The 20,874-nt window shown below is 62.7% G+C and carries 16 protein-coding genes, 1 pseudogene and 1 riboswitch; of the genes and pseudogenes, 10 read left to right on the top strand and 7 right to left on the bottom strand.

Features of this window, described 5'->3' with window-relative positions; translation table 11 throughout:
• Window positions 1-151 precede the first annotated feature (151 nt).
• The 3 genes from ABH922_RS19145 to ABH922_RS19135 form a co-directional block, all read right to left on the bottom strand.
• Window positions 152-1,108, bottom strand: coding sequence for a cation diffusion facilitator family transporter (locus tag ABH922_RS19145; RefSeq protein ID WP_424808417.1), 957 nt, complete (start codon window positions 1,106-1,108; stop codon window positions 152-154).
• A 179-nt stretch (window positions 1,109-1,287) separates the two neighbouring features.
• The gene (locus tag ABH922_RS19140) at window positions 1,288-3,570 is read right to left on the bottom strand and encodes a N,N-dimethylformamidase beta subunit family domain-containing protein (RefSeq protein ID WP_424808416.1); all 2,283 of its coding nucleotides are present in this window, start codon (window positions 3,568-3,570) and stop codon (window positions 1,288-1,290) included.
• Window positions 3,567-3,965 (bottom strand): hypothetical protein, encoded by a 399-nt coding sequence (locus tag ABH922_RS19135; protein WP_424808415.1) that lies wholly within the window; start codon window positions 3,963-3,965, stop codon window positions 3,567-3,569. Before ABH922_RS19135 ends, ABH922_RS19140 begins: the two co-directional genes overlap by 4 nt.
• 200 nt (window positions 3,966-4,165) lie before the next feature.
• Here ABH922_RS19135 and ABH922_RS19130 point away from each other — a divergent pair, with 200 nt between their 5' ends.
• The 9 genes from ABH922_RS19130 (at window position 4,166) to ABH922_RS19090 (ending at window position 15,377) form a co-directional block, all read left to right on the top strand.
• On the top strand, window positions 4,166-5,221 hold the full coding sequence (locus ABH922_RS19130) for a helix-turn-helix domain-containing protein (protein WP_424808414.1): 1,056 nt from the start codon (window positions 4,166-4,168) through the stop codon (window positions 5,219-5,221).
• Between the two features lie 535 nt (window positions 5,222-5,756).
• The gene (locus ABH922_RS19125) at window positions 5,757-6,839 is read left to right on the top strand and encodes an ABC transporter substrate-binding protein (protein WP_424808413.1); all 1,083 of its coding nucleotides are present in this window, start codon (window positions 5,757-5,759) and stop codon (window positions 6,837-6,839) included.
• Window positions 6,840-6,916: 77 nt separating this feature from the next.
• On the top strand, window positions 6,917-7,744 hold the full coding sequence (locus ABH922_RS19120; protein ID WP_424808412.1) for an ABC transporter ATP-binding protein: 828 nt from the start codon (window positions 6,917-6,919) through the stop codon (window positions 7,742-7,744).
• Entirely contained in the window at window positions 7,741-8,589 is an 849-nt protein-coding gene (locus ABH922_RS19115) for an ABC transporter permease (RefSeq protein ID WP_424808411.1), read from the top strand. The genes ABH922_RS19120 and ABH922_RS19115 overlap by 4 nt, the downstream gene beginning before the upstream one ends.
• 2 nt (window positions 8,590-8,591) lie before the next feature.
• A complete protein-coding gene (locus ABH922_RS19110) occupies window positions 8,592-11,333 on the top strand; it encodes a CoA transferase (RefSeq protein ID WP_424808410.1) in 2,742 nt (913 codons plus the stop codon).
• Window positions 11,334-11,532: 199 nt separating this feature from the next.
• A riboswitch (cobalamin riboswitch) is annotated at window positions 11,533-11,669 on the top strand.
• A 48-nt stretch (window positions 11,670-11,717) separates the two neighbouring features.
• Window positions 11,718-12,812 (top strand): FecCD family ABC transporter permease, encoded by a 1,095-nt coding sequence (locus tag ABH922_RS19105; RefSeq protein ID WP_424808409.1) that lies wholly within the window; start codon window positions 11,718-11,720, stop codon window positions 12,810-12,812.
• On the top strand, window positions 12,809-13,627 hold the full coding sequence (locus tag ABH922_RS19100) for an ABC transporter ATP-binding protein (protein WP_424808408.1): 819 nt from the start codon (window positions 12,809-12,811) through the stop codon (window positions 13,625-13,627). The genes ABH922_RS19105 and ABH922_RS19100 overlap by 4 nt, the downstream gene beginning before the upstream one ends.
• Entirely contained in the window at window positions 13,627-14,685 is a 1,059-nt protein-coding gene (locus ABH922_RS19095) for an ABC transporter substrate-binding protein (RefSeq protein WP_424808407.1), read from the top strand. The genes ABH922_RS19100 and ABH922_RS19095 overlap by 1 nt, the downstream gene beginning before the upstream one ends.
• The gene (locus ABH922_RS19090; RefSeq protein WP_424808406.1) at window positions 14,682-15,377 is read left to right on the top strand and encodes a (2Fe-2S) ferredoxin domain-containing protein; all 696 of its coding nucleotides are present in this window, start codon (window positions 14,682-14,684) and stop codon (window positions 15,375-15,377) included. The genes ABH922_RS19095 and ABH922_RS19090 overlap by 4 nt, the downstream gene beginning before the upstream one ends.
• A 283-nt stretch (window positions 15,378-15,660) precedes the next feature.
• On the opposite strand, the pseudogene ABH922_RS19085 reads toward ABH922_RS19090, so the two are convergent.
• The 3 genes and pseudogenes from ABH922_RS19085 to ABH922_RS19075 form a co-directional block, all read right to left on the bottom strand.
• Window positions 15,661-15,825: pseudogene (locus ABH922_RS19085) on the bottom strand (aldehyde dehydrogenase); the annotation flags it as partial.
• 258 nt (window positions 15,826-16,083) lie between these two features.
• Window positions 16,084-16,962 carry an ROK family protein gene (locus ABH922_RS19080; RefSeq protein ID WP_424809724.1) on the bottom strand — a complete coding sequence of 293 codons (879 nt, stop codon included), beginning with the start codon at window positions 16,960-16,962 and terminating at the stop codon, window positions 16,084-16,086.
• A 50-nt stretch (window positions 16,963-17,012) separates the two neighbouring features.
• Entirely contained in the window at window positions 17,013-17,783 is a 771-nt protein-coding gene (locus ABH922_RS19075) for a class I SAM-dependent methyltransferase (protein ID WP_424808405.1), read from the bottom strand.
• Between the two features lie 185 nt (window positions 17,784-17,968).
• On the opposite strand from ABH922_RS19075, the gene ABH922_RS19070 reads away from it, so the two are divergent.
• Complete coding sequence (locus ABH922_RS19070; RefSeq protein WP_424808404.1) at window positions 17,969-19,183, top strand: glycosyltransferase family 4 protein; 1,215 nt, start codon at window positions 17,969-17,971, stop codon at window positions 19,181-19,183.
• Here the strand turns inward: ABH922_RS19070 and ABH922_RS19065 are convergent.
• Window positions 19,130-20,857 carry a hypothetical protein gene (locus ABH922_RS19065; protein ID WP_424808403.1) on the bottom strand — a complete coding sequence of 576 codons (1,728 nt, stop codon included), beginning with the start codon at window positions 20,855-20,857 and terminating at the stop codon, window positions 19,130-19,132. The genes ABH922_RS19070 and ABH922_RS19065 overlap by 54 nt on opposite strands.
• Window positions 20,858-20,874 lie beyond the last annotated feature (17 nt).

Genomic DNA, 20,874 nt, shown 5'->3' with positions numbered 1-20,874 from the left:
ATTTCGGTGGGGCCTGCGAGTCGAAAGCTGGTTCTGGGTCGACGCTCTGGTAGAGGTACGCGCGAGCGAGCCCTGTCGACAGGCACCCACGCGGCCGATTCTGAGCATCGAACTCGAGGCAGGGGACTCGCGGAGCTTTGTCGAATCTGAATCACACTGAGATGGAGGGTTCTTCGGGGGTCGAGAGTGTCAGCACCGCGCGAACGACGCGCGGGCTGCGTTCGATCGAGCGTTCCAGGTTGCGCAGGGTCTGCGCCACTTGAGATTCCGCGTAGTCACCGACGAGGTCGATGCTTGCCACCAGGTAGACCTGTCGGGGACCGAGGTACTCCATGCGCAGAAAGGTGATTCGATCGATGTCCGGAAGCTGAACGAGTTTGGTCACCGCGGCAGCGCGCAGGGCGGGTGATGCTTCTTCTCCGACCAGGAACCTGCGATTGCGATCAATGAGGATTATTGCGACAACACCGAGTAGAACACCGACGCCGATGGAACCGATTGCGTCCGGGACTGGCGAGCCGGTGATCTGATGGGCGAGAACTCCGGCGAAGGCGATGACCAGGCCCACGAGAGCAGCCGCGTCCTCGGCGAAGACGGCGCGCGTGGTGGGATCGGAGGTGTGCATGGCTTGATCGAGGACGTCACGGTCGACCGCGTGAGCCTCAGCGCGTAGCTGCCGGTACGCCTGCCGGAACGAGATCGCCTCGAGCACGAAGGACACTGCGAGTACGGCGTAGGCGATACCGAAATCGGTGGCGGGCTCCGAATGGAACAGCTCCTGCACGCCGTGGGTGATGGACACTCCAGCACCGAGGGCGAAGAGTCCCAACGCGGCGAACATCGACCAGATGTACGCCTCACGTCCGTATCCGAGCGGGTGCTCACTGTCGGCAGGCCGTCGGGAACGCCTGTTTGCGATGAGGAGTAGCACCTCGTTGCCGGTATCGGCCCACGAATGCGTGGCCTCGGCGACCATCGACGCCGACCCGGTGATCACTCCGGCTACCGTTTTCGCAGCAGCCACCAGACCATTGGCGGCGAAAGCCAGAACGACCGTCGTTGTGCTTTCGTCCCCGCTCGCGGTTTCGACCTCGGTTTCGGTACTCACGAACCTCAGGCTAGGCCCGATCGGCCGAATTCGTGCGGTGGCAATCAGCAGACTTTGTTCGGCTTGGCATTCACCCGTGATCCGAGCATCTGGGCTGGGTTGCCGGCGATCGGCCCTGCACCAGGTGGCGACGCGGAGTCTGGTGCGTCGCCAGCCGGCACAAGTGGACTGCAGACGTGTCAGACGGTCGGAGCGGGTTCGTCTTTCTCGAACTGGCGGAGAACGTTATGCATCATCTGGGAGACGTTGTTCTCGTGGTCGTTCCATGACAGGCTTCCCAGCCACGAGATGGAGGAACTGCTGAACATCGCGCCACCGTTGGCGGTACTGAAGTACGTGATGTCTGCTCGAACCAACGAACTCTCACCGCCATTGAGGCCCGGGTGCGGAAACATCATGTCCTCCGGGACGACGGTGTAGTTTTCACTGTGTCCGTACGAGCTGGCAAGTAACCGTGTGTTGGGGGGTGTTCCCAGCGACAGGTCGTATCGGTCGAGTTCGTAACCGGCGGCTCCACCCCCGACGAGCCCGAAGTCACCTATCCGCTCGTCCTCGGCAAATCCTTCGAAGATCCAACTCACCTCCGCATCCTTGCTGTCGGGCATCGGCACGAAGTAGCCTGAATGGTCGAAGCCGAAGCTGGTGAATCCGGTTCCCCAGATCTTCTGAGGCGCCCTGGCTCTGTTGCGCCACAAACCTCCTCGTTCGCCCGACGTGGAGTGGTAGAGCTCGCCAGGTCTTGCCTGCCAGGCCTTCGCCCCGGTCTCGCCCTTCCTGACTTCCAGGAGCCACGGCTTTTCCGGATGCATCGAAATGATCCAGTACAAGGCATTCGACCCTAAATACATGCCGCGGCCTCCAGCCGAGAGGTAGTCCTCCCAAGCATCTTCCATTTCCCACGTCGAGTACTCGGCGTGGGAGCCCGTCATGACGACGTTGTAACGCCCGAGAAGATCGGCACCCTCTCGGCACAGGTCGTGATCGGTCGCCACGTCGTAGTCGTAACCGTGGGTTTCGAGCCAGTCGACCAGATGGAGATCGGCCGGGAACTGCCACAGCGATCCGAACTCCTGTCGATGGGTGGGTCGCATGTTGAGAATCGGTCTGCGCCAAGTCGAGTATCCGACACCTCGCCCGTCGACATGATAGTCGTAGGTCGACAGCCCGTACTCCTTGTATCGTTCGTGAAGTTCGATGTCTCTTTCGTCGAGTACCGGTACGTGGCCCGCGACGGCCTGTCCGGCATCGGCATTCTGCATGATCTGCCCGTTCGCGTACGCCATGTACGAGCAGGTGGGGAACAGCAACAGAATTTTCGCGGTTGCGGTCCCGCGGGCCGGGGTGACGAAGAACGGAATGTAGTCCTCACCTCCCAGTTGACTCACTTTGACGGCATAGACCCCGGACCGGAGTTCCTCCGGAATCGTGAGACTGAACGCGGGCTTCCACCTGCAATCATCCAGGGAATCCTCGTGGAACCAGATCGCGCCGTATTCTTCCGGTGCGTGAACGAAGTTCTCCTCCTTTCCCTTCCAGTTCCAACCAGTCATGGCACGGTCGGGTTGGTTGACGCATCGCCCGTGGCGTCCGTGCCCGGAGACATCACCGACTCGATCGGTGGGAATGCCTCCGATACCGATTCCTTCGGCAAACGACCAATGGGCCAACAATGCTCCGCTAGAAGGTCTGTCGTCGATCAAAGACGAGTGATCGGACTCGGTGAGGATCCGTCCGAATATGCGTGGGCTGTCTACCTTTCCGTTGAAATGATCTTTCACCCACGTGCGGCCGTGATCGGGAGCCGACTCTGCCAATCCGGCGATCAGAACGGGCGCCTCGGCAGGTGCCGGTGGTGCCGCGTCATGCACTTCCCCTGCGAAGGACGATTTGATGGGAAAAACTGGACCGAAAATGCTGTTGACGCGGTTCACCACCGGTGATTGGCGCAGTGAGAGAACGCTTCTGGTGGCATCGAAGCTTGCGGTCACGGCGTACCAGGCCTCGGCAAACAGTGGCATGTCACTGCGAACGGACGACTGTTGCGTGCCGTCACCCACTGTGAAGGTGAGATGGCCGTCGTCGACGGTGAGCGCCCAGCCTCGGTGGTCGTCGTCAGTCCAGCGTGCCAGGACACCTTGACGATGCTTACTCGGTGTGGTGGACCACAGGAAAAGCTGAACCCCGAAGTCTCCGTCGGGCGCTAAAGAGGCTGAAGGATCAGATATTTCGATGAATCCACCGGACTGGGTTCGTTGATTCGTCGCCGGGTAAGTGCCGTCGATTGTGGAATCGAGCAGAATTTCTTTGAATCCGGGACCACGAGGGTTGGTGTCGCCGTGGATCAAACGCACGAGCTTGGCCTCGTACTGGCCGGGCAGGTCGCTCGAGACGTGGAACGTGATTACCTCACCAGGTGCGACACTTGGCGTGTCGCAGTAGCCGCGGATCGTGATGTTACTCATCGAACGTGCTCCTTCACACTGGTGACTATTTCTTCGGCTCGCAGAAGGAAAATTGCGTGCATGGCTTCTTCCTCCGAGCGATAGATGTGCTCATCGAGCACGACTGGCGGATGCCCACGTTCGTGGATCACTGCGATACGGTATTTCTCCCACGCTTTTTCGGGGTAGACGAAGTACTTTCCCAGCACGGGCTGTACGCGCATGTAGTTGAGAACGCGCTGCAGCTTCCAACTGTGGCATGCGCGGTATCCGATCGGATTGAGTTGGTGCTCGGTGGTGACATCGTCATCGATCAATGCTGCGATCTCACGGCGACGAGTGCGGTCGAAGTGATCGTCCCAGTCCTGCTGACGGTCTCGATAACCGGGCAGATGTCGGGCGGGCTGTCGTGGCATGTGGATTCCTAATCTTCATCGTTCGCCACGGCTGTGAAATCCGACGCAGCGCCGTGGAGTCTGGGAGGGTGAGAATCACCTGGTGAAAAAGTTATCCAGATCACGCAGAATGGGGAATGGGACTCAATTCCCATTGAACTTTCAGTTAGACTGTGGTAATAGATTTTGGTTGTTGTCAGATGATCGGAAAGGTGGAAGGCATGCCCACAGCAAGTCGTGCCGATCTGTTGCGAGAGTTGACACACTCGGAAGCGGAAGTCGTTTCCGACGTTGCGGAGATCTTGGGGGAAGGTCTTCCGGTCGAGACGACCGCTGATGCGATGTTCGATGCGTTGGAGCGGTTAGTTCCTTATGCCGGTCTGTCACTGTCGGTTCCACGTCCGGTTGTCGGACAGCATCGGACCATCGCATCGCGTGGGTACGATCAGTCGCTTCTCGAATTCCTCGATCGAAGTTACCTTCGCGAGGATCCCGGATATCAGTGGATGTTGAAATCCGGGTCCCGGCATTTCAATTGGCTTGCTCCTGACTTCGACTATGCATCAAGCAATTCCGCGCGAATCTGGTTTCGTCCGGCCGGATTTTCGGGGGGATCGACCAATCATCTTCAAGTGCGGAGCCGCTACGTCGGCGAATTGCACATAAGTACCGAGGATCCGCGTTGGCCAACGCCACGGGCGTTGTCGGTCATCGACCTCATGGGCCCCCTCATCTCCGGGATGGTCAACGATTTCACGCTTCCTCAAAGACTGCTAGACGAGCAACCTCCTGGAACCTGCGCCGTTGTGATGGTGGCCGGTGGAATCGAGGTGATTCCGGGACGTGCCGCGTGTGATCTGCTCGAAAGAGCAAGTGATCTGTTGGAATCGGTGCGCAGACAGCTGCCGCCACACTCGTCGATGGCTGCACTCGATGCCAGGTGGCATTGGCAGGATCCGGCCGGAGAATGGCATTACGTATTCGCGGTGCCGGTAGTCGACGGATGGATGGTGATGCATCGACGTGATGCGCTTCCGTATGCAGTCACTGCCAGAGAACTCGACGTTCTCACGCTTCTGGCAACTGGCGCGACGAATCACTGGATCGGTAGTCGATTGGGAATCTCGACGAAGACGGTGGTGCGGCATGTGGAGAATTCGATGGGGAAACTTGGAGTCACCAACCGAGTTGCGCTTGCGAACACCGCCCGTGAACTTGGTCTGTCGGGCTTGGACAGGATCGACAAGACAGGGCGTGAAACATCGATTGTGTTGTGATGCCGCTCCGAGGCTCCTGTGTCTTGTTCGGAGCTGGATAATCTCGGCTGTTTGCTTGCGCAGATCCTGCCGGGGTGCAAGCTCGCACTGCTGGCCGATGTGACGAGACTACCTGACGGATTCGAGGCGCCCGGCAGGAATGCGTAGGCCTTCGATTTCGGGCATGAGTGACAGTGACGAGCTGAAAAAATGTACTGATTGATGTATTTCAATACCGAGTCGTGAATTCGGAAACGATGTACGATTTCGGATTTCCCGCCGAGGAGTTGGCGTTCAACTTTCGCCAGAGCTTCCAGGGGCAGATCGAGATCCCGTGCTGTCCTTCTTCTTGTTGAATGTCAATCGGATTGAAAAAATATTGGCGCAGGAGAGTGGGGACACCTGCGCATGCTTTCTGTTCGACACACGGAAATGAACTCGCTGGTAGGTCTACCGTATACGGAATACTGTATTGACGCATTGTTTTTTGCGTGTTTGGATACTCGAATGCGACATCATCGCGGTCTTGCGTGAGTCGAGTTTCTGAGGAGATTGAATGAATCCACAACGTCATGTGAGTTGGCTGCGGAACATAATTCGCCCAGCAGCAGTAGTTGCCGCGATCAGCCTCCTCGGAGTCACGCTCGCTGCGTGCGGCAATGGAGACGACAACATCCAGGTTGCCGACGACGCGGATCGAATCCCCGTGAAAATTGCTCACCAGTCGGCCGGGTCCCTCAGTTTCCTGGCGATTCGCGTCGCACATGACAAGGGCTTCTTCACAGACGAAGGCATCGACCCCGAAGTGATCACGATCGGCGATCCCGGCGTGATCGGTGCGGCTCTCGAGAACAGGTCTGTCGACGTAGCTGCCGACGACAATTCGGTGCATGCCGCGAACTTCGACCGTGGCATCAATCTGCGTGTGTTCGCGGGCCTCTACCAGGGCTTGCGTTTGCAACTCGTCGTTCGCAAGGGTCTGGACATCCCCAAGATGGGTGACCCCGGCATCGAGTGGAAAGACGTCATGGCGGCGATGAAAGGTCGCGTGGTCGCGACTCCTGGCGTTGCAGTTTCGGGTGGCCGTATCTTCGAGATGCTAGCCGGTGAGTCCGGGTTGAAGTCCGGCGACTACACACTGATCGAGACCGCGGCCGGTGCTCCACTTGTGGGTGCGATCGAAAGTGGCCGTGCGGACGCATTCCTGCACGCCGACGCCACCACCATCACGGCAGTGAATTCGGGAGTGGGGGAAGTTGCACTCGATCTGGCGGACGACATCCCCGAATACTTCGCGAACTTGCAGTACGTAGGCTTTGCAGCGTTGGAAACCACACTGAAGAAGTATCCACAACTGCAGGCTCGATGGCAGCGTGCCACTCAGCGGGCCGTCGATCTCATCAACGATCCCGCCAACTCCGAGTACCTGCACGACGTGGCTCTGCGAAGTGTGAACAACATGGCGGCCACCAAGGACTCCCCCGAACTCGACGCGACGATCAGAAAACTGGCCCCCGGATACATTTCGGAAGTTGATCCGGCAGCGTTCGATACGACACTGGATTTCTGGCGCCAGATCGGTCTGTTGAAGTCGGATGTCACCGGTCAAGAACTGTTGTGGCAGGCGCCATCTCAATAACTGGTTGCTTCACCCATGCGTCGGTGTGCAAAACGCAGACGCGCTCGAGCCGGGCCGAGACAGACTGAAGGAGAACGATGACGTACGTAGCCGATGAAGTAGTTCTACCTGACCCCACGGGCGCGACTTCGCTCACGGGCAACGCTGTGGAGGTCGAGGACCTTTGGGTGTGGTTTACTGTCGACCAGGAAACCAAATTCGCCCTGCACGAGGTGAATCTGTCGATACCGCAGGGGCAGTTCGTGTCCATCGTCGGGCCGAGTGGCTGCGGTAAGACAACTTTGCTCAATGCAATCGCAGGTTCGGTACAAGTCGGGCATGGCCGCGCGGACTTCCTGCTCGACGGACGTGTGGAACCCACCCCGTCGAGTGAGGTCGGGTACATGTTCGCCCGAGATGCGCTGATGCCGTGGCGAAGTGCGCGACGCAATGTGGAACTCGGGCTGGAGATCCGTGGTGTGCCCCGCTCGGAACGACGGACACGAGCCGATGAAATGCTAGGACTCGTAGGCCTCGGCGGGCACGGTGCGAAACGACCGGGCGAACTATCCCAAGGGATGCGTCAACGAGTCAATCTTGCTCGTATCCTTGCCGTTCGGCCGCGCATGTTGTTGCTCGACGAGCCGTTCGGTGCACTCGATGCCCAGACCAAGGCGAACATGCAGGGCGAATTTCTGCGTATCTGGGAAGGCGAACGGACAACAGTCGTCTTCGTTACCCACGATCTCTCGGAGGCCGCGCTGCTCAGCGATCGCATCGTGGTGATGCGATCGGGAGAGATCGTAGAAGATATCGACGTCCCCTTCGAAAGGCCCAGGGATTTAGATGTTCTCAGGTTCGACCCCGAATTCTCGGCGCTTGTACAACGGTTGTGGGGTCTGATTGCGGAAGAGAGTGTGTCATGACTGCGGTGCTGGACAAGGGACAGGGACGGGAAATACCGGACCACGTCGTCCGCGCGGTATCGGAGGGGACTACCAGGGCACGGACGAGACGGCGACGGACCACCGCGTTCGTCAGAGCGTGCCAGGTAGCGTCGGTCGTCATTCTGCTGGCCGGCTGGGAATGGGTGGTCCGGGCGGGCATCATGCGTGAGTTGTTCGTCAGTCGTCCCAGTGCGGTTGTGGACTACATCGTCGAAGAACGATCGATGTTGATCTCCAATACGGTCGCGACGTTTTATGCTGCAACGCTCGGGTTCGTCATCGGTTCGTTTGCCGGTCTGGTATTGGGTATCGTCTTGGAACGATGGCGGACTGTCGGACGAATCTTCGATCCTTGGGTCACGTTTCTTGCCAGCCTTCCTCGTATTGCGCTCGCACCGCTGTTCCTGCTCTGGTTTGGAATCACCTTGCAGGCGAAGGTAGTTCTGGCAGTCAGCGTCGTGTTCTTCGTAGTTCTGGTCGGAACTCAGGCCGGCATGAAGAGTTCGGATCCAGACTTGATCAGAGCCGTGCGTCTACTCGGTGGCAACGCTCGGTTCGAATTGACCAAGGCTATCCTCCCCGGTGCGCTTCCGTCGATCTTCGGTGCGCTTCGGCTCGGTGTGATCTTCTCGATCCTCGGCGTCGTCGCTAGTGAGATGATCGCGTCCCGGGAGGGCCTCGGTCAGCTGATCGTGCGTAGTTCTCAGGAGCTCAGACCCGAGGGCGTCTTTGCAATGCTCATAATCTTGGGAATCGCAGGGACTCTGATCAATTCGATTCTGCTGGCAATCGAGAACCGGACACTGAAATGGAAGACGTCCTGACTGTGAGCACGCAATCGAGTTTTGCCGGGCCGACGGTCACGACGTGGCTCACCGACTCCGTCCGTCAGGAGTTCGAGGCGGCGGGATACTGGACCGACGAGACGTGGGTCGAGTTGGCGGAGGCGTTGGGGCGAGAGACCCCACGTGCGCCGGCGGTGGTCGACGAACAGGGAAGTCTCGATCACGGTGAAGTTCTGCACGCCGCACGACGGCTCAGCGCGTACATGTACCACCGCGGGGTGCGCAGCGGCGACGTCGTCACCGTCATCATGCCGAACTGGCGCGAGTTCGTCGTGGTGCACATGGCCGTCGGGCTGCTCGGTGGCGTGGTCAATCCACTTCTGCCACTGGTGGACGAGGCGACGATGCAGCACGTGTTCGGCACTTCCCGTTCACGGTTCGTCTTCGCTGCCGACGAGCATCGTCGGCTGTTGCCCGCGACGCTTGCTGTTCGTGCAGCCGAGCGATGTGAGTCCGTCATCGAGGTCGTTCGGGTTCGAGGCGGCGAAGGAACATTGGACGACATCCTCGCCGAGTCGTGGGAGGACCGTGTCGAAGTTCCGCGGTGGTCGCCCGATGCCCGAGCATGGGACACCGTCACATTCACCTCCGGAACCGAGGCCCTCCCCAAGGGGGTCGTGCACACCCATCAGACCACGATGTACGGGCTCCGCGCCTACGTCGGAGACCGACTCGGACTCACCGCCGGCGACGTCGTGTTCATGCCGTCGCCGATCTGCCATGCCTCCGGCATGGAGTGGGGGTTGCGCACTGCGATCTACGTGGGTGCCCCGTTGGTGTTGCAGGATCGCTGGGATCCGGAAGTGGCGCTTGACCTGATCGACACGCACGGCTGCACGTACACGTTGGCGGCCACCCCGTTCATCGTCGACCTGCTCTCGGCAGCGTCCACCGGACCGGTACGGGGGCAGTCGCTGCGATACGTCGCATCGGGCGGCGCGGCGATTCCGCGCCATCTCTTTCCTCGGGTTCGCGAGACTTTCGGCGCCGAACTGTTGGCCGTGTTCGGTGCGAGCGAATCTTACGTCACCACGGCGACCACTCCGGGCTCGGCTGATCTGTTGGCGATGTCCGACGGAAATCCCTTGACTGGCATCGAGGTTGCGATCCTCGACGAGGAAGGTGATCCGGTACCGGCAGGTAGTGCGGGTGAGATCGTGACTCGCGGTCCGCAATTGTTTCTGGGCTACCTGGGGGACCCCGATCTGACTCGACGGAGCTTTCGCGGAGAGTGGTACCGGTTCGGCGACCTCGGGTTGATCGATGACAACGGCATGCTCCACGTCACCGGACGTATCAAGGACATCGTGATCCGTGGGGGCGAGAACATCAGCGTCCGTGAGATCGAGGAAGCGCTGGCTGGGCATCCGTCGGTCGACGGTGTCGCTGTGGTCGGCTACCCGGACCACCGGCTCGGGGAAAGGTGCTGTGCGGTGGTCGTGCCTGCGCCCGGGCATGCGCCTGATCTGCGTTCGTTGACGCAATTCCTGCTCGAACAAGGAATTGCAACGTTCAAACTGCCGGAGCGTCTCGAGTTGATAGATGCACTGCCGATGACGGCGACGGGAAAGGTACGTAAGGCGGATCTGCGCAGCAGGCTGGCCGAACGACACACGCCGGGGGCGCTGGCCGGGATCAGGGTCCTGGATGTGTCGATGTATCTGCCGGGGCCGTATGCGAGTTTGATGCTGGCCGATCTCGGTGCCGACGTGATTCAGGTGGAACCGCCAGGTGGAGATCTTGCGCGGTCTGTCGAACCGAGAGTCGGTTCGGACAGTGCTCTGCACAACTGGGTGGGACGGAACAAGCGCAGTCGCTCTCTCGATCTCAAGACCGAGGAGGGTCGCGATGTGTTCTTCGAGCTCCTTCGAGAGGCCGATATCGTGGTCGAGGGATTCACACCTGGGGTTGCCGATCGTCTGGGAATCGGCTATCGGCAGTGTGTTGCAGTCAAGCCCGATATCGTCTATTGCAGTGTTTCCGGTGCGGGGAACAGCGATCCGAGTCTTCGATCGCCCGGTAACGATCTCACCTACCAGGCTCGCTCAGGTTTCCTGGACCAGTCGCGAGATGCGGCGGGCGATCCGGTACCGGTAGCGCCACCCGTCACCGACATCACCGCCGGACTCCATGCGGCTGTCGGGATACTGGCAGCATTACATCACCGTGATCGGACGGGTGAAGGTCAGCATGTCGATGTCAGTCTTCTCGGTGCAGCGCTGAGTTTAGTTGCGCCACAAGTGATAAAAGCGACCTCGCCCGAACCGGTCCGTGAGGAGGACGACCATAACCGTGGACATGATCCGGCGTATCGAACTTATGGAACATCGGATGGATTGCACGTAGCGATCGGAGCATTTCAGCACAAGTTCTTCGTTCGGCTGTGCGAACTGGTGGGACGCCCGGAGCTCCCGACCCTGAGGTACAGCGATCCACTCGAGGTTGCGGCAGAGCTGGAGACGGAGTTCGCGAGCCGGACCCGCGCCGAATGGTCTGATCTACTCGGCGACGCCGACGTTTGCTATTCGCCGGTCAACTCCATCCGTGACGTCCTCGCCGACAAACAGATCGTGCTGCGGCAGGATTTCGTCGACGTGAGCAACTACGACGGCGTCGTGACACCGCAACTCCGCAATCCGATCCGGATGTCGGGGACACCGCCGCAGATGAGGACCTCGGCGAGTCCGGTATCGCCGGCAGCGTTGCAGTGGAACGAAAGGTGACGCTCACCCCCGGGTGCAGTGTCGCGCCATATTCGTGGCGACGTGTCGGCGGGCAACGCGCACTGCTGGGTGCGTCGGCTCGACGGAAAGCCCCGTCCGGGCATCGATCTCGGCCGGCGCGTACGAGAAATTCGCGACCTGACCGAGTTCCCTCCCCGCCGCCGACGCCTCGGTGGCATCCGATCCGGTGTACGGACGACCGATGATCGTCCGCTATGGTTTTGAACGTCATCAACGAGGTACTGGGAAGTCGGTGCAAACCCGACGCGGTCCCGCCACTGTGAGGTCGCCGTAACGGCGGCCGCAGCCAGATACCACCCTCGTCGACGTTGTGTCAGACCACGAGGATGGAACAGTCACACCATGAAAGTTGTAGGCGGAGCTATGCCTTCGCCAGGAGTTCAGACTCCGCGCGAACACGTACCGCAATCGCCGGTACGTGCAGTTCGGGGACGGTTGCGGGCGCGGACGGCGCTGCCCGTTCTGCTGCTGCTCACCGTCGCCTCGGCGATCTGCGCGCTGGCGTTCGGTGCGGAGATGCTGCCGGTGTCCACGGTGGTGGACGTGGTGCACTCGCGGTTCGGCGGACCAGCCGTCACCCGCTCGGAACTGGCCATCGTGTGGGGAATTCGTGCGCCGCGCGTCCTGCTCGGGCTGGTTGTCGGAGCTGGATTGGCCGTCGCCGGGGCAGTGGTGCAGACCCTGGTCCGCAATGCACTCGCCGATCCGCATCTGCTCGGTGTCTCGTCCGGAGCGAGTGTCGGTGCGACGGCGGTGATCACCACCGGCCTGTTCGCCGGGATGGGGATCTGGGCGCTGAGCCTCGGCGCCATGGTGGGGGCTCTCGGTGCGGCGATACTGGTCTTCACCATCGCCACCCTGCAGGGCGGGATCACGCCGCTGCGGCTGGTACTCACCGGAACCGTCACCGCTTCCGCACTGTCCGCGATCTCGAGCTTTCTGGTGTTGCGCACCAATGACTCCCAGGCAGCGCAGTCGGTGCTGTTCTGGCTACTGGGCTCGCTGGCCGGGGCGTCGTGGGACAAACTGTGGCTGCCGCTGGCCGTGGTGCTGGTCTTGACGGTTGTGGTGTTCGCACTGCACGGATGGCTCGACGCGCTCGCGGCCGGACCGGACGTCGCAGCCTCCCTGGGTATTCCGATCCGCACCCTGCGGAACGTGCTGTTCGGTGTGTTGGCCGCACTGGTCGGCACCATGGTGGCGGTATCGGGAGCCATTGCATTCGTCGGTCTGGTCATCCCGCACGTCACGCGAATGATCGTCGGTGCCCGGCACCGGGTGGTGCTGCCTGCAGCCGCGCTGATCGGCGCCATGTTCCTGGTGTGGGTCGATGTCATCGCACGGACGTCACTGCGTCCCACGGAGATCCCGCTCAGCGTCGTCACCGGTGTGATCGGTGCCCCGCTGTTCCTGCTCTTGCTGGGCAGGCGTCGTTACCGGTTCGGCGGCAGTTCGTGACCGGGGCGGCGACAGCGCTGTCGGCGCACGGGGTCTCGGTACGCATCGACCGACGTACGATCGTCGACAGCGTGGACCTGGAGGTGGACGCGGGGTCCGTCGTCGGGGTGGTGGGGCCCAACGGATCGGGCAAGTCGACCTTGCTGCGCGCGCTGTCCGGGCTGTCGACGCTCAGCGCAGGCGACGTGCGAATAGATGGCGTCCCGGTGCGATCCATGTCGGCGCGCACGCGGGCCCGCGCCGTGTCGTTCGTTGCTCAGGAAGAAGATTCGCCGGCCGATCTACTCGTCCACGAATATGTGGCACTCGGGCGTACCCCGCATGCCAAACCCTGGACCATCGGCGGCAAGAGCGAAGCGCTGGTGGTGGATCGGGCACTGGGAGAGGTCGGCGTCGGCGGCCTGCGCGACGCCTCGATGGACTCACTGTCCGGCGGTGAGCGTCGGCGCGTGGTACTGGCCCGCGGACTCGCCCAGGACGCCGGCCTGCTCATCCTCGACGAACCTACCAATCACCTCGACATCCGGCATCAGCTCGAGCTTCTCGATCTGATCCGGTCGCTGGACCGCACGGTGATCGTCGCCCTGCACGATCTGGATCTGGCTGCGTCCGTGTGTGATCGGATCATGGTCCTCGACGGCGGCGTCACCCGGGCATTCGGCAGCCCGGGCGCCGTCCTCACCCCCGAGGTTCTCGCCTCGGTCTTCGGTGTGCAGGCCTTCGAGCTTCGCAACCCCGTGACCGGACGCACGCATCTGGTGTTCGAGTCACCGACACGTCAAACCCAACAAGATAATTCGGAGAGTGCACGTTGATGTCCAAGAGAATTCGGTCGACCCTCTACGCCGGAGCCGCCGTGTCGGCGCTGCTCACAGCGGCAGGATGCTCGGCCACCGCGCCGGTGGACGAGGCAGCCGCGAAGACCTCGGTGACGTTGGAGAACTGCGGTACCGACACCTCGTTCGATCTCCCGATCCGCAGCGTCATCGCCACCAGTAACTCCGCCAACGTCGGCACTATCATCAAGGTCGGCGGCTTGGACAAGCTTTCCGCCGTCACCCTGAACACCGCCAACGACGCTGTCATGGACTCCATGTTCGGCCCCGGTATCGCGGACATTCCGCATCTCGAGGGCACTCCCACCATGGAGACGGTTCTGGGCAAGAATGCGGACCTGGTGGTCGGCTCGTACAGCGGACTGTTCAAGGGCGCATCGGGAGTCACTCCGGAATCGTTGAAGGACAACGGTGTCGGTGCATATGTCATCTCGGACAGCTGCCGGCAGAATGCGGCGGACGACACGGTACTCGGCACGATGGGGCCGTGGGACGCACTGCGCGCCGATATCGAGAACTACGGCAAGCTGTTCGAGACCGAGGACAAGGCGAAGTCGGCGCGCACCGAACTCGACCAACGCCTCGAGCGCTTGGAGTCTGCTCCGGCCGCAGCTGCCAGGCCCAAGGTGCTGATCTACGACAGCGGTGAGGAAGACCTGTACACCAGCGGCGGAAACGGTGCCCCCAACGGCATCATCGACGCGGCCGGCGCCACCAATGTCTTCGCCGACGTCGACAACACCTGGTTCAAGGCGAGTTGGGAGACCGTCGCGAAGGCGGAGCCGGACGTCATCGTGATCATGGACTACAAGAAGAGTGCCGACGAGGTGCAGGGCAAGATCGACGCGATCAAGGCACGTGAGGGCCTTCGTGATCTGGATGCGGTGAAGCAGAACAGATTTGTCGTCCTCCCGTTGGCGATGTTCACCAGCGGATTTCCGAACATCTACGGCGCCGAGCAGTTGCGTGCGCAGATCGAAGCGTTCGGGCTGGCTCCCGCGAGCGGTATCGACTGGGCCGCAGCGCCGTCCGCATGAGTAGCAAACGTCGCCGGGTCCTGATCGTGTTGCGACCGACGGTCAGCGGGATCGACGAAGGCGCAGCCGACCGGCTGATCGACGGGATCACCGCGGGCACCGACGCCGACGTTCGGATAGCGTACCTGGACGTGGCGTCGCCGAGTGTGCACGAGGAACTCGATCTGGCCGAAGCCGACGGGGCGGCGAGTGTGTTGCTGGTACCGGTTGCGGTGCCGCGGGACAAGTACCTGATCACCTGGACCGCGCGGGCCGTGGCGAACTGGCGTGAAACCAGAGCCGGTGCGGCAGTGAATATTTCGATACACGAGCCGGGATCGGTCGAGGATGTACTGGCCGGCGCGGTGGCTGGGGAACTGGGCGAGCCGGGTAGGCCGATCACCGTCAGCGCGGCGTCGTATCGAAGTCCGGCGTGGTCGGTGATCGAGGAGCATGACCGCCACGTCCTGGTGTGCAAGGGACCTCGCTGCATGGCGTACGGAGCCGGGCCCCTGCACCGGGCTCTGACCGCAGCGTCCAAGGGCACCAGCACCAAGGTGACCGGGACAGGTTGCCTGAGCCCGTGCAACCTGGGGCCGTTGGCGATCGAGAATCCGCACGGGTCGTGGTTCGGTCACCTGACCGCCGATCATGCTCAGGCGCTGGTCGAGGGGAACCACGAGGATTTGGGCGAGCAACTACTGCCGCGTTGACCCCACCGAGAACACCCGCTGGAACCCATCGGGTCCAGCGGGTGTTCTCGTCCGATCTCAGGAACCGTAGGGGAGAGTTCCCGGGTCTATCTGGTAGCCACTGCTGCCGACGGAGGCGCTACCCCAGAGACCGAGGAAAGCGTTGATGACGTTGGTGAGCATATGAAGCTCCTTTGTCAGGCGACTGATTCGTCCCTGACGGTAGCGCGCTCCGCTGAGTATTTCCTGGCAGTGAGCGCCCGCTTCATGCTGACGGAGCACTGGTCGGTGTGCGGTCCGACGATCAGCCCGTGTAACCACGCGCTACGAATACCGATTCGGTCTCACCGAACACCTCGAGTCCTTCCGGTCCGTTTTCGCCTCCGATGCTCGAATTCTTGTAGCCACCGAACGATGAACCGGGGTCGAAGGCATCCCGGTGGATCGCATCGGTGTCGGTGCGGATCCTGGGTGGAGGTCGAGGTCGGAGGATTACCTCGCCGATCTTGCCCGCCGTGTGCGTCGACCCTCGCCTTCGCGAAGTGAAGTGCCGGCCCAGGCATTTCGAGTGAGGTGCTTGGTATCGGCAGAAAGCTCGACGCGAACGGCCACCTTCTTTCCGTTGAGTGCCGTGCACACCGGAGACCCTGAAACTCATCACAGAAATGAGCTTGAAAAGGTAGTGATTTCACAGGATCTGTGTATCGAACGCTTGCAGAAACGAGTGTCAGAGAGTGAGCAGTCCGGCACCAGTCAGAGTTCCGCGACTCCCGAGTTCGGCGGGCACGATCCGAAGGTTCGAGATGAACGACAACCGAGCGTGTCGGGTAGCCGATTCGAGCATCGGTGCCCACAGTGCCGGCCCGGACTGCGCGAACCCGCCGCCGACGACGGCGAGATCCACGTCCAGCAGTGCGGCCGCGGAGGCGACGGCAATTCCGAGTGCAGTTCCCGCCCGGTGCAAGGCGGCAAGTGCAACGACGTCACCGCGACGGGCGGCCTCGGCGAGGTCGCGTCCGTCACCGCCGCCGGTCCAGCCCCGACTACGAGCCCAGCGCACCGTTGACGGCCCACTGGCCACGGTCTCCAGGCAACCTGCACCGCCGCACGAGCATCTCTCGTCGGAACCCGGCACCACCATATGCCCGATATGCCCGCTGTTTCCGGTGCGGCCCGACGCGATCCGACCGTCCAGGACAACACCACCGCCGATACCGGTGGAGACCACGAGGCTCAGCAGGTTCGGGGTGCCACGACCGGCGCCGTGGCGGTACTCGGCGAGCGCCGCCGCTGCACCGTCCATTGCGAGGCTGATTCGAGCGTCCGGAAAAATCGAGGACACCGACTCGGCCAGCCCGAAGCCGTCGGACCACTCGGCGATGTTGATGGGCGAGACGACCCCGGCAACGGTGTCCACCGGGCCGGCACATGCAATCCCGACGGCGTCGACTTCGCGGCCCGCAGCGACTGTGCGCAGCAAATCGGCACACCCCTCCCACGTTCCCGATTGCGGCGTCGACACCGTCTCGAAAGTGGGGACCGTGCCGTCCGCTTCCACGACCCCGGCCGCCATTTTCGTCCCACCCACGTCGAGCGCGACCCGCACGGCAACATCAGGTGCGACCCGCACGGCAATATCAGGTGCGACCCGCACGGTCAGCGCTTTTCCAGAACCACGACCAGGTTGCTCACCAGGAACTCCCGCACGAGCGGTACGCGCACCAGCCACCAGGCCCATGACGGGTGGTAGCGGGGAAAAGCGGCAAGGAGCGAGCCGTTGGCGGTGCCACGAGCCCAGCGTAGGCCGTCGGACGCGCCCACTTCGAACAACGAGACACCAAATCTGTTCTTCGGTTCACGGCCGTTTCGACGCTTGTACCGTCGCGCCGCGTACTCACCGCCGAAGATATGCCACGGTCCGGTCTCGTGGCCACCGAACGGACCCCACCACAGGGTGTACGAGAGAACCATCAGCCCGCCCGGTTTGGTGACCCGCAACATTTCCTCCGCCATCGACCACGGGTCGGACACGTGCTCGGCGACATTCGACGAGAAACAGATGTCCACCGAGCCGTCACGGAACGGCAATGCCAGTCCGGAACCTCGGACAGCGGCTCCCACTGTGAGACCGGCAGCATGCATTTCCGACGGATCGGGTTCAACCGGAACATACCGGGCACCTGCTGCTTCGAACACCTCGGCGAAGTAGCCGGGTCCGCCGCCGACGTCCAGAACGGTCAACCCGTCGAGGGACCTGCCGGTGTGGCCTTTGTGCAGGTCCGTGATCAGCTCGACCGAATCTCTGGCCAGTGCGCCGTAGAAGATGTCCGGTGCGCTCTGTTCGTGGCGGAAGTCGCCGAGCAGTCGTACCGATCGTTTCAAGGTCGCCCGGCGGCCGAACGATCGGGTCACTTCGGGCTTGGTCACGAAGAGCCACTTTAGCCAGTCGGCATCGCTGTATCCGCATCCGCCGAGGCGCGGGCGGTAGCGCATCGTTTTTCCGGCGAGAACAGTTAGGGTGTTCCGCAGGGTTACCGGCCGGTCAGGGTGGCGACCCGCCAGGATCGCCACCGGCCGTGGTGATCGTCGAACCGATTCGGGGAGTAACGCACGTGCGCGAGGTTCTGTTGCTCTGCTGGCGAGACACCGGGCACCCGCAAGGTGGCGGTAGCGAGCGATACCTCGAACAGGTCGGATCGCAACTGGCCGCACAGGGCGTCAAGGTGACGCTGCGGACCGCGTCGTATCCGGGTGCTGCAGCGAAGGAAATTCGCGACGGAATCACCGTCAGCCGCGGCGGTGGCCGGTTCACCGTGTACCCGCGAGCTCTCGTCGCCATCGCAGCCGGGCGCCTCGGTTTCGGACCACTCAAAGGCATTCGTCCCGACGCCGTCGTCGATACCCAGAACGGCATCCCGTTCTTCTCCACCGCAGTGGTGGGCGCCCCCGTCACCTTGTTGGTGCACCACGGTCACCGCGAGCAGTGGCCGGTGGCAGGCAGACTGGTCGGTCGGATCGGCTGGTGGGTGGAATCGGTGCTGTCGCCGCGCGTCCACCGTCGCAGCCAGTACTTGACGGTCTCACTTCCGTCGGCCGACGAGCTGGTGGATCTGGGAGTCGACCGTGAACGAATTGCCGTGGTGCGTAACGGATCGGATCGGATTCCGGTTGGTGTCGACGCCGGTGGTTCGATCACCCGGGCAGCCGAGCCCACGATCTCGGTTCTCTCGAGATTGGTGCCGCACAAGCAGATCGAGGACGCACTCGACGCCGTCGCGGCATTACGACCGACGATGCCGACCCTGCATCTCGACGTGATCGGCGGCGGCTGGTGGGAGCAGAATTTGCGAGAACGTGCTGCGGATCTGGGTATCGGCGACGCCGTCACCTTTCACGGGCACGTCGACGAAATGCGTAAGCACGAACTGTTGGCGCAGTCGTGGATTCACCTGATGCCCTCACGCAAGGAAGGGTGGGGACTGGCTGTCATCGAAGCGGCGCAGCACGGTGTGCCCACCGTCGGATACCGCAGTTCCAAGGGGCTCACCGACTCCGTCGTCGACGGTGTGACCGGGTTGCTGGTAGGTGGCGAGAGCGTCGGAGCAGATGACGTCGCCGACCTCACCGACGCCGCCGGTACATTGCTGCGCGATCACGAATTGCGCGGCGTGCTCGGGGAAAAGGCACGGGTGTGGTCTGGTGAATTCTCCTGGGAACAGACCGGTGCCGGAGTTCTCGGAGTTCTGACGGCGACGAATGCCGGACAGCGAGTGTCAGGGCTCGTTTCGGTGCGTGCGGCGAATCCGGTACCGGCGCAGTCCGACTGAGAGCAGCCCGATCACTCCCGTCGCCACCCATACAAGGTGTGCGGCGATCACCGCTGCGCGGGCTGCCGGCGACGCAGTCTCGGTGGGCATCGGCGCGGGTACTCGGTAGAGTTCGAGCGAGTCGTCGGCGAACACCCGTTCGAGCTGACTCAGGGTCTGCGTGGATTCGCCGAGTTCGCCCGGCGTCCGATGCTCGAGCAGTACCCAGCCGACACCCAACTCCGCCAGAGCGTCGGGGCCTCGGCCGGTCAGGAGGACATCCTCCACCTGGCCGGCGCGGGTTCCCTCACCGCCCACCGAGCCACCTGCGACCACGAGTTGGCCGGTCTGCAGAACATCGAGTGGCAACAATCGTGGTGCCGGATCGAGGACCGGGGCATCGCCGCTGTAGTCGAACGTCCGGAACATCCCGGCGGGAAGTACTGCCACGTCACCGGTTTCGCCGCGAACTTCCTGGGCCACGGTAGTCCACGAGGACGGATAGTGCACCGGCGTCAACGCACCCCCGACGCCCCACGCCAAGTCGGGCAGGACGACCAGCACGGCAGCCGCCTGTGCGCCTTTCTGGTAGTTCCGACTACCGAAAAGTCGCACGGGGCCGGCGGCCCCGGCGGCCAGCGCGTAGAAAGGCACCGCCAACGCCGACCACTTCTGTGCGTCACGCAACAGACCGGCGCCGGCAAAGGACTCCACCGACACCCGTCCGGCCGCCAATCCCCACGGCGTGGCAGCGAGGGCCGGAGCCAGCACCGCGAACAGGGCGAGTACACCCAAGCCTGAGATCACCGGGTTACGACGGCGACGCCACAGTGCGGGCAGACCGGCCACCACCACGATCAGCAGCACGACCGTCCCGACGAGCGCGAACACCGTCGTGCGGCTTCCGGGCACCGCCTGAGAGTTCCAGATGCCGCCCAACCCGGCCACACTGCCGACGGTGGCCAACCCGGGTTCGGCGCGGGCCGCGAAAGCCGCCACCCCGGCCGGATCGGAACCGCCGCCGCCTCCGGACACGACGGTCGCTACCAGCCACGGCGACGCCGTCACGAGAAAGAGCCCACACACCCCGCCGACGCGGCGCAGCACGGTCGTACGGCCACCGGGGGACGCCACCACTACCAGGGCGGTCACCACCGCCAGCAGCGCGCCGGTAGGGGTCAAACCGGCGAAGGCCAGCGCCGCGGCCAGAGCCCACCAGGAACCAGGCGAGGCCCGCCGCACCCCGACGCCCGCGCAGACGATCCACGGCAGCGCACCGTATCCGGCCAGCAGGCTCCAATGCCCTTGCAGGAGGCGCTCGGCGACGTACGGGTTCCACAACGTGACCGTGGACGCGACCAGTTGCGCACCGATCCCGGCGCTCGGCAACAGGGTCGTGACCATGCGGGCCGCGCCCCATCCGGCCAGCCACAGCGACACCCCCAGAATGACCTTCACCACCACACCGCCGTCGACGACGGTGCTCAGCGCTGCGATCAAGGCGTCCTGAGGAACTGCGCGGGCCGCGGCATCGGTCAGGCCGAGCGCGGAATCGGTCAGGTACGAGCGAGGAGTGCTCACCGCGTCGCGAAGGAGGAGGTAGCCGGGTCCGAGCAGGGGGCCGACGATCAACAGCGTCAGTGCCAAGCTGTACGCCGCCGGGATCGTGGTGCGGCGTTTCGCTTGCACTGTCATGACGCGCACGATACGTG

It is taken from the genome of Rhodococcus sp. 27YEA15 (assembly GCF_049739425.1).
Classification (GTDB): Bacteria; Actinomycetota; Actinomycetes; order Mycobacteriales; family Mycobacteriaceae; genus Rhodococcus_F.
This window is presented reverse-complemented; position numbering and strand designations above follow the sequence as displayed.

What these genes read in the sequence shown, in the direction of transcription:
- ABH922_RS19130 (WP_424808414.1), top strand. Translation starts at nt 4,166, where the DNA reads ATGCCCACAGCAAGTCGTGCCGATCTGTTGCGAGAGTTGACACACTCG.
- ABH922_RS19095 (WP_424808407.1), top strand. Translation starts at nt 13,627, where the DNA reads ATGTCCAAGAGAATTCGGTCGACCCTCTACGCCGGAGCCGCCGTGTCG.
- ABH922_RS19065 (WP_424808403.1), bottom strand. Translation starts at nt 20,857, where the DNA reads ATGACAGTGCAAGCGAAACGCCGCACCACGATCCCGGCGGCGTACAGC.
- ABH922_RS19135 (WP_424808415.1), bottom strand. Translation starts at nt 3,965, where the DNA reads ATGCCACGACAGCCCGCCCGACATCTGCCCGGTTATCGAGACCGTCAG.
- ABH922_RS19105 (WP_424808409.1), top strand. Translation starts at nt 11,718, where the DNA reads ATGCCTTCGCCAGGAGTTCAGACTCCGCGCGAACACGTACCGCAATCG.
- ABH922_RS19090 (WP_424808406.1), top strand. Translation starts at nt 14,682, where the DNA reads ATGAGTAGCAAACGTCGCCGGGTCCTGATCGTGTTGCGACCGACGGTC.
- ABH922_RS19125 (WP_424808413.1), top strand. Translation starts at nt 5,757, where the DNA reads ATGAATCCACAACGTCATGTGAGTTGGCTGCGGAACATAATTCGCCCA.
- ABH922_RS19140 (WP_424808416.1), bottom strand. Translation starts at nt 3,570, where the DNA reads ATGAGTAACATCACGATCCGCGGCTACTGCGACACGCCAAGTGTCGCA.
- ABH922_RS19120 (WP_424808412.1), top strand. Translation starts at nt 6,917, where the DNA reads ATGACGTACGTAGCCGATGAAGTAGTTCTACCTGACCCCACGGGCGCG.
- ABH922_RS19115 (WP_424808411.1), top strand. Translation starts at nt 7,741, where the DNA reads ATGACTGCGGTGCTGGACAAGGGACAGGGACGGGAAATACCGGACCAC.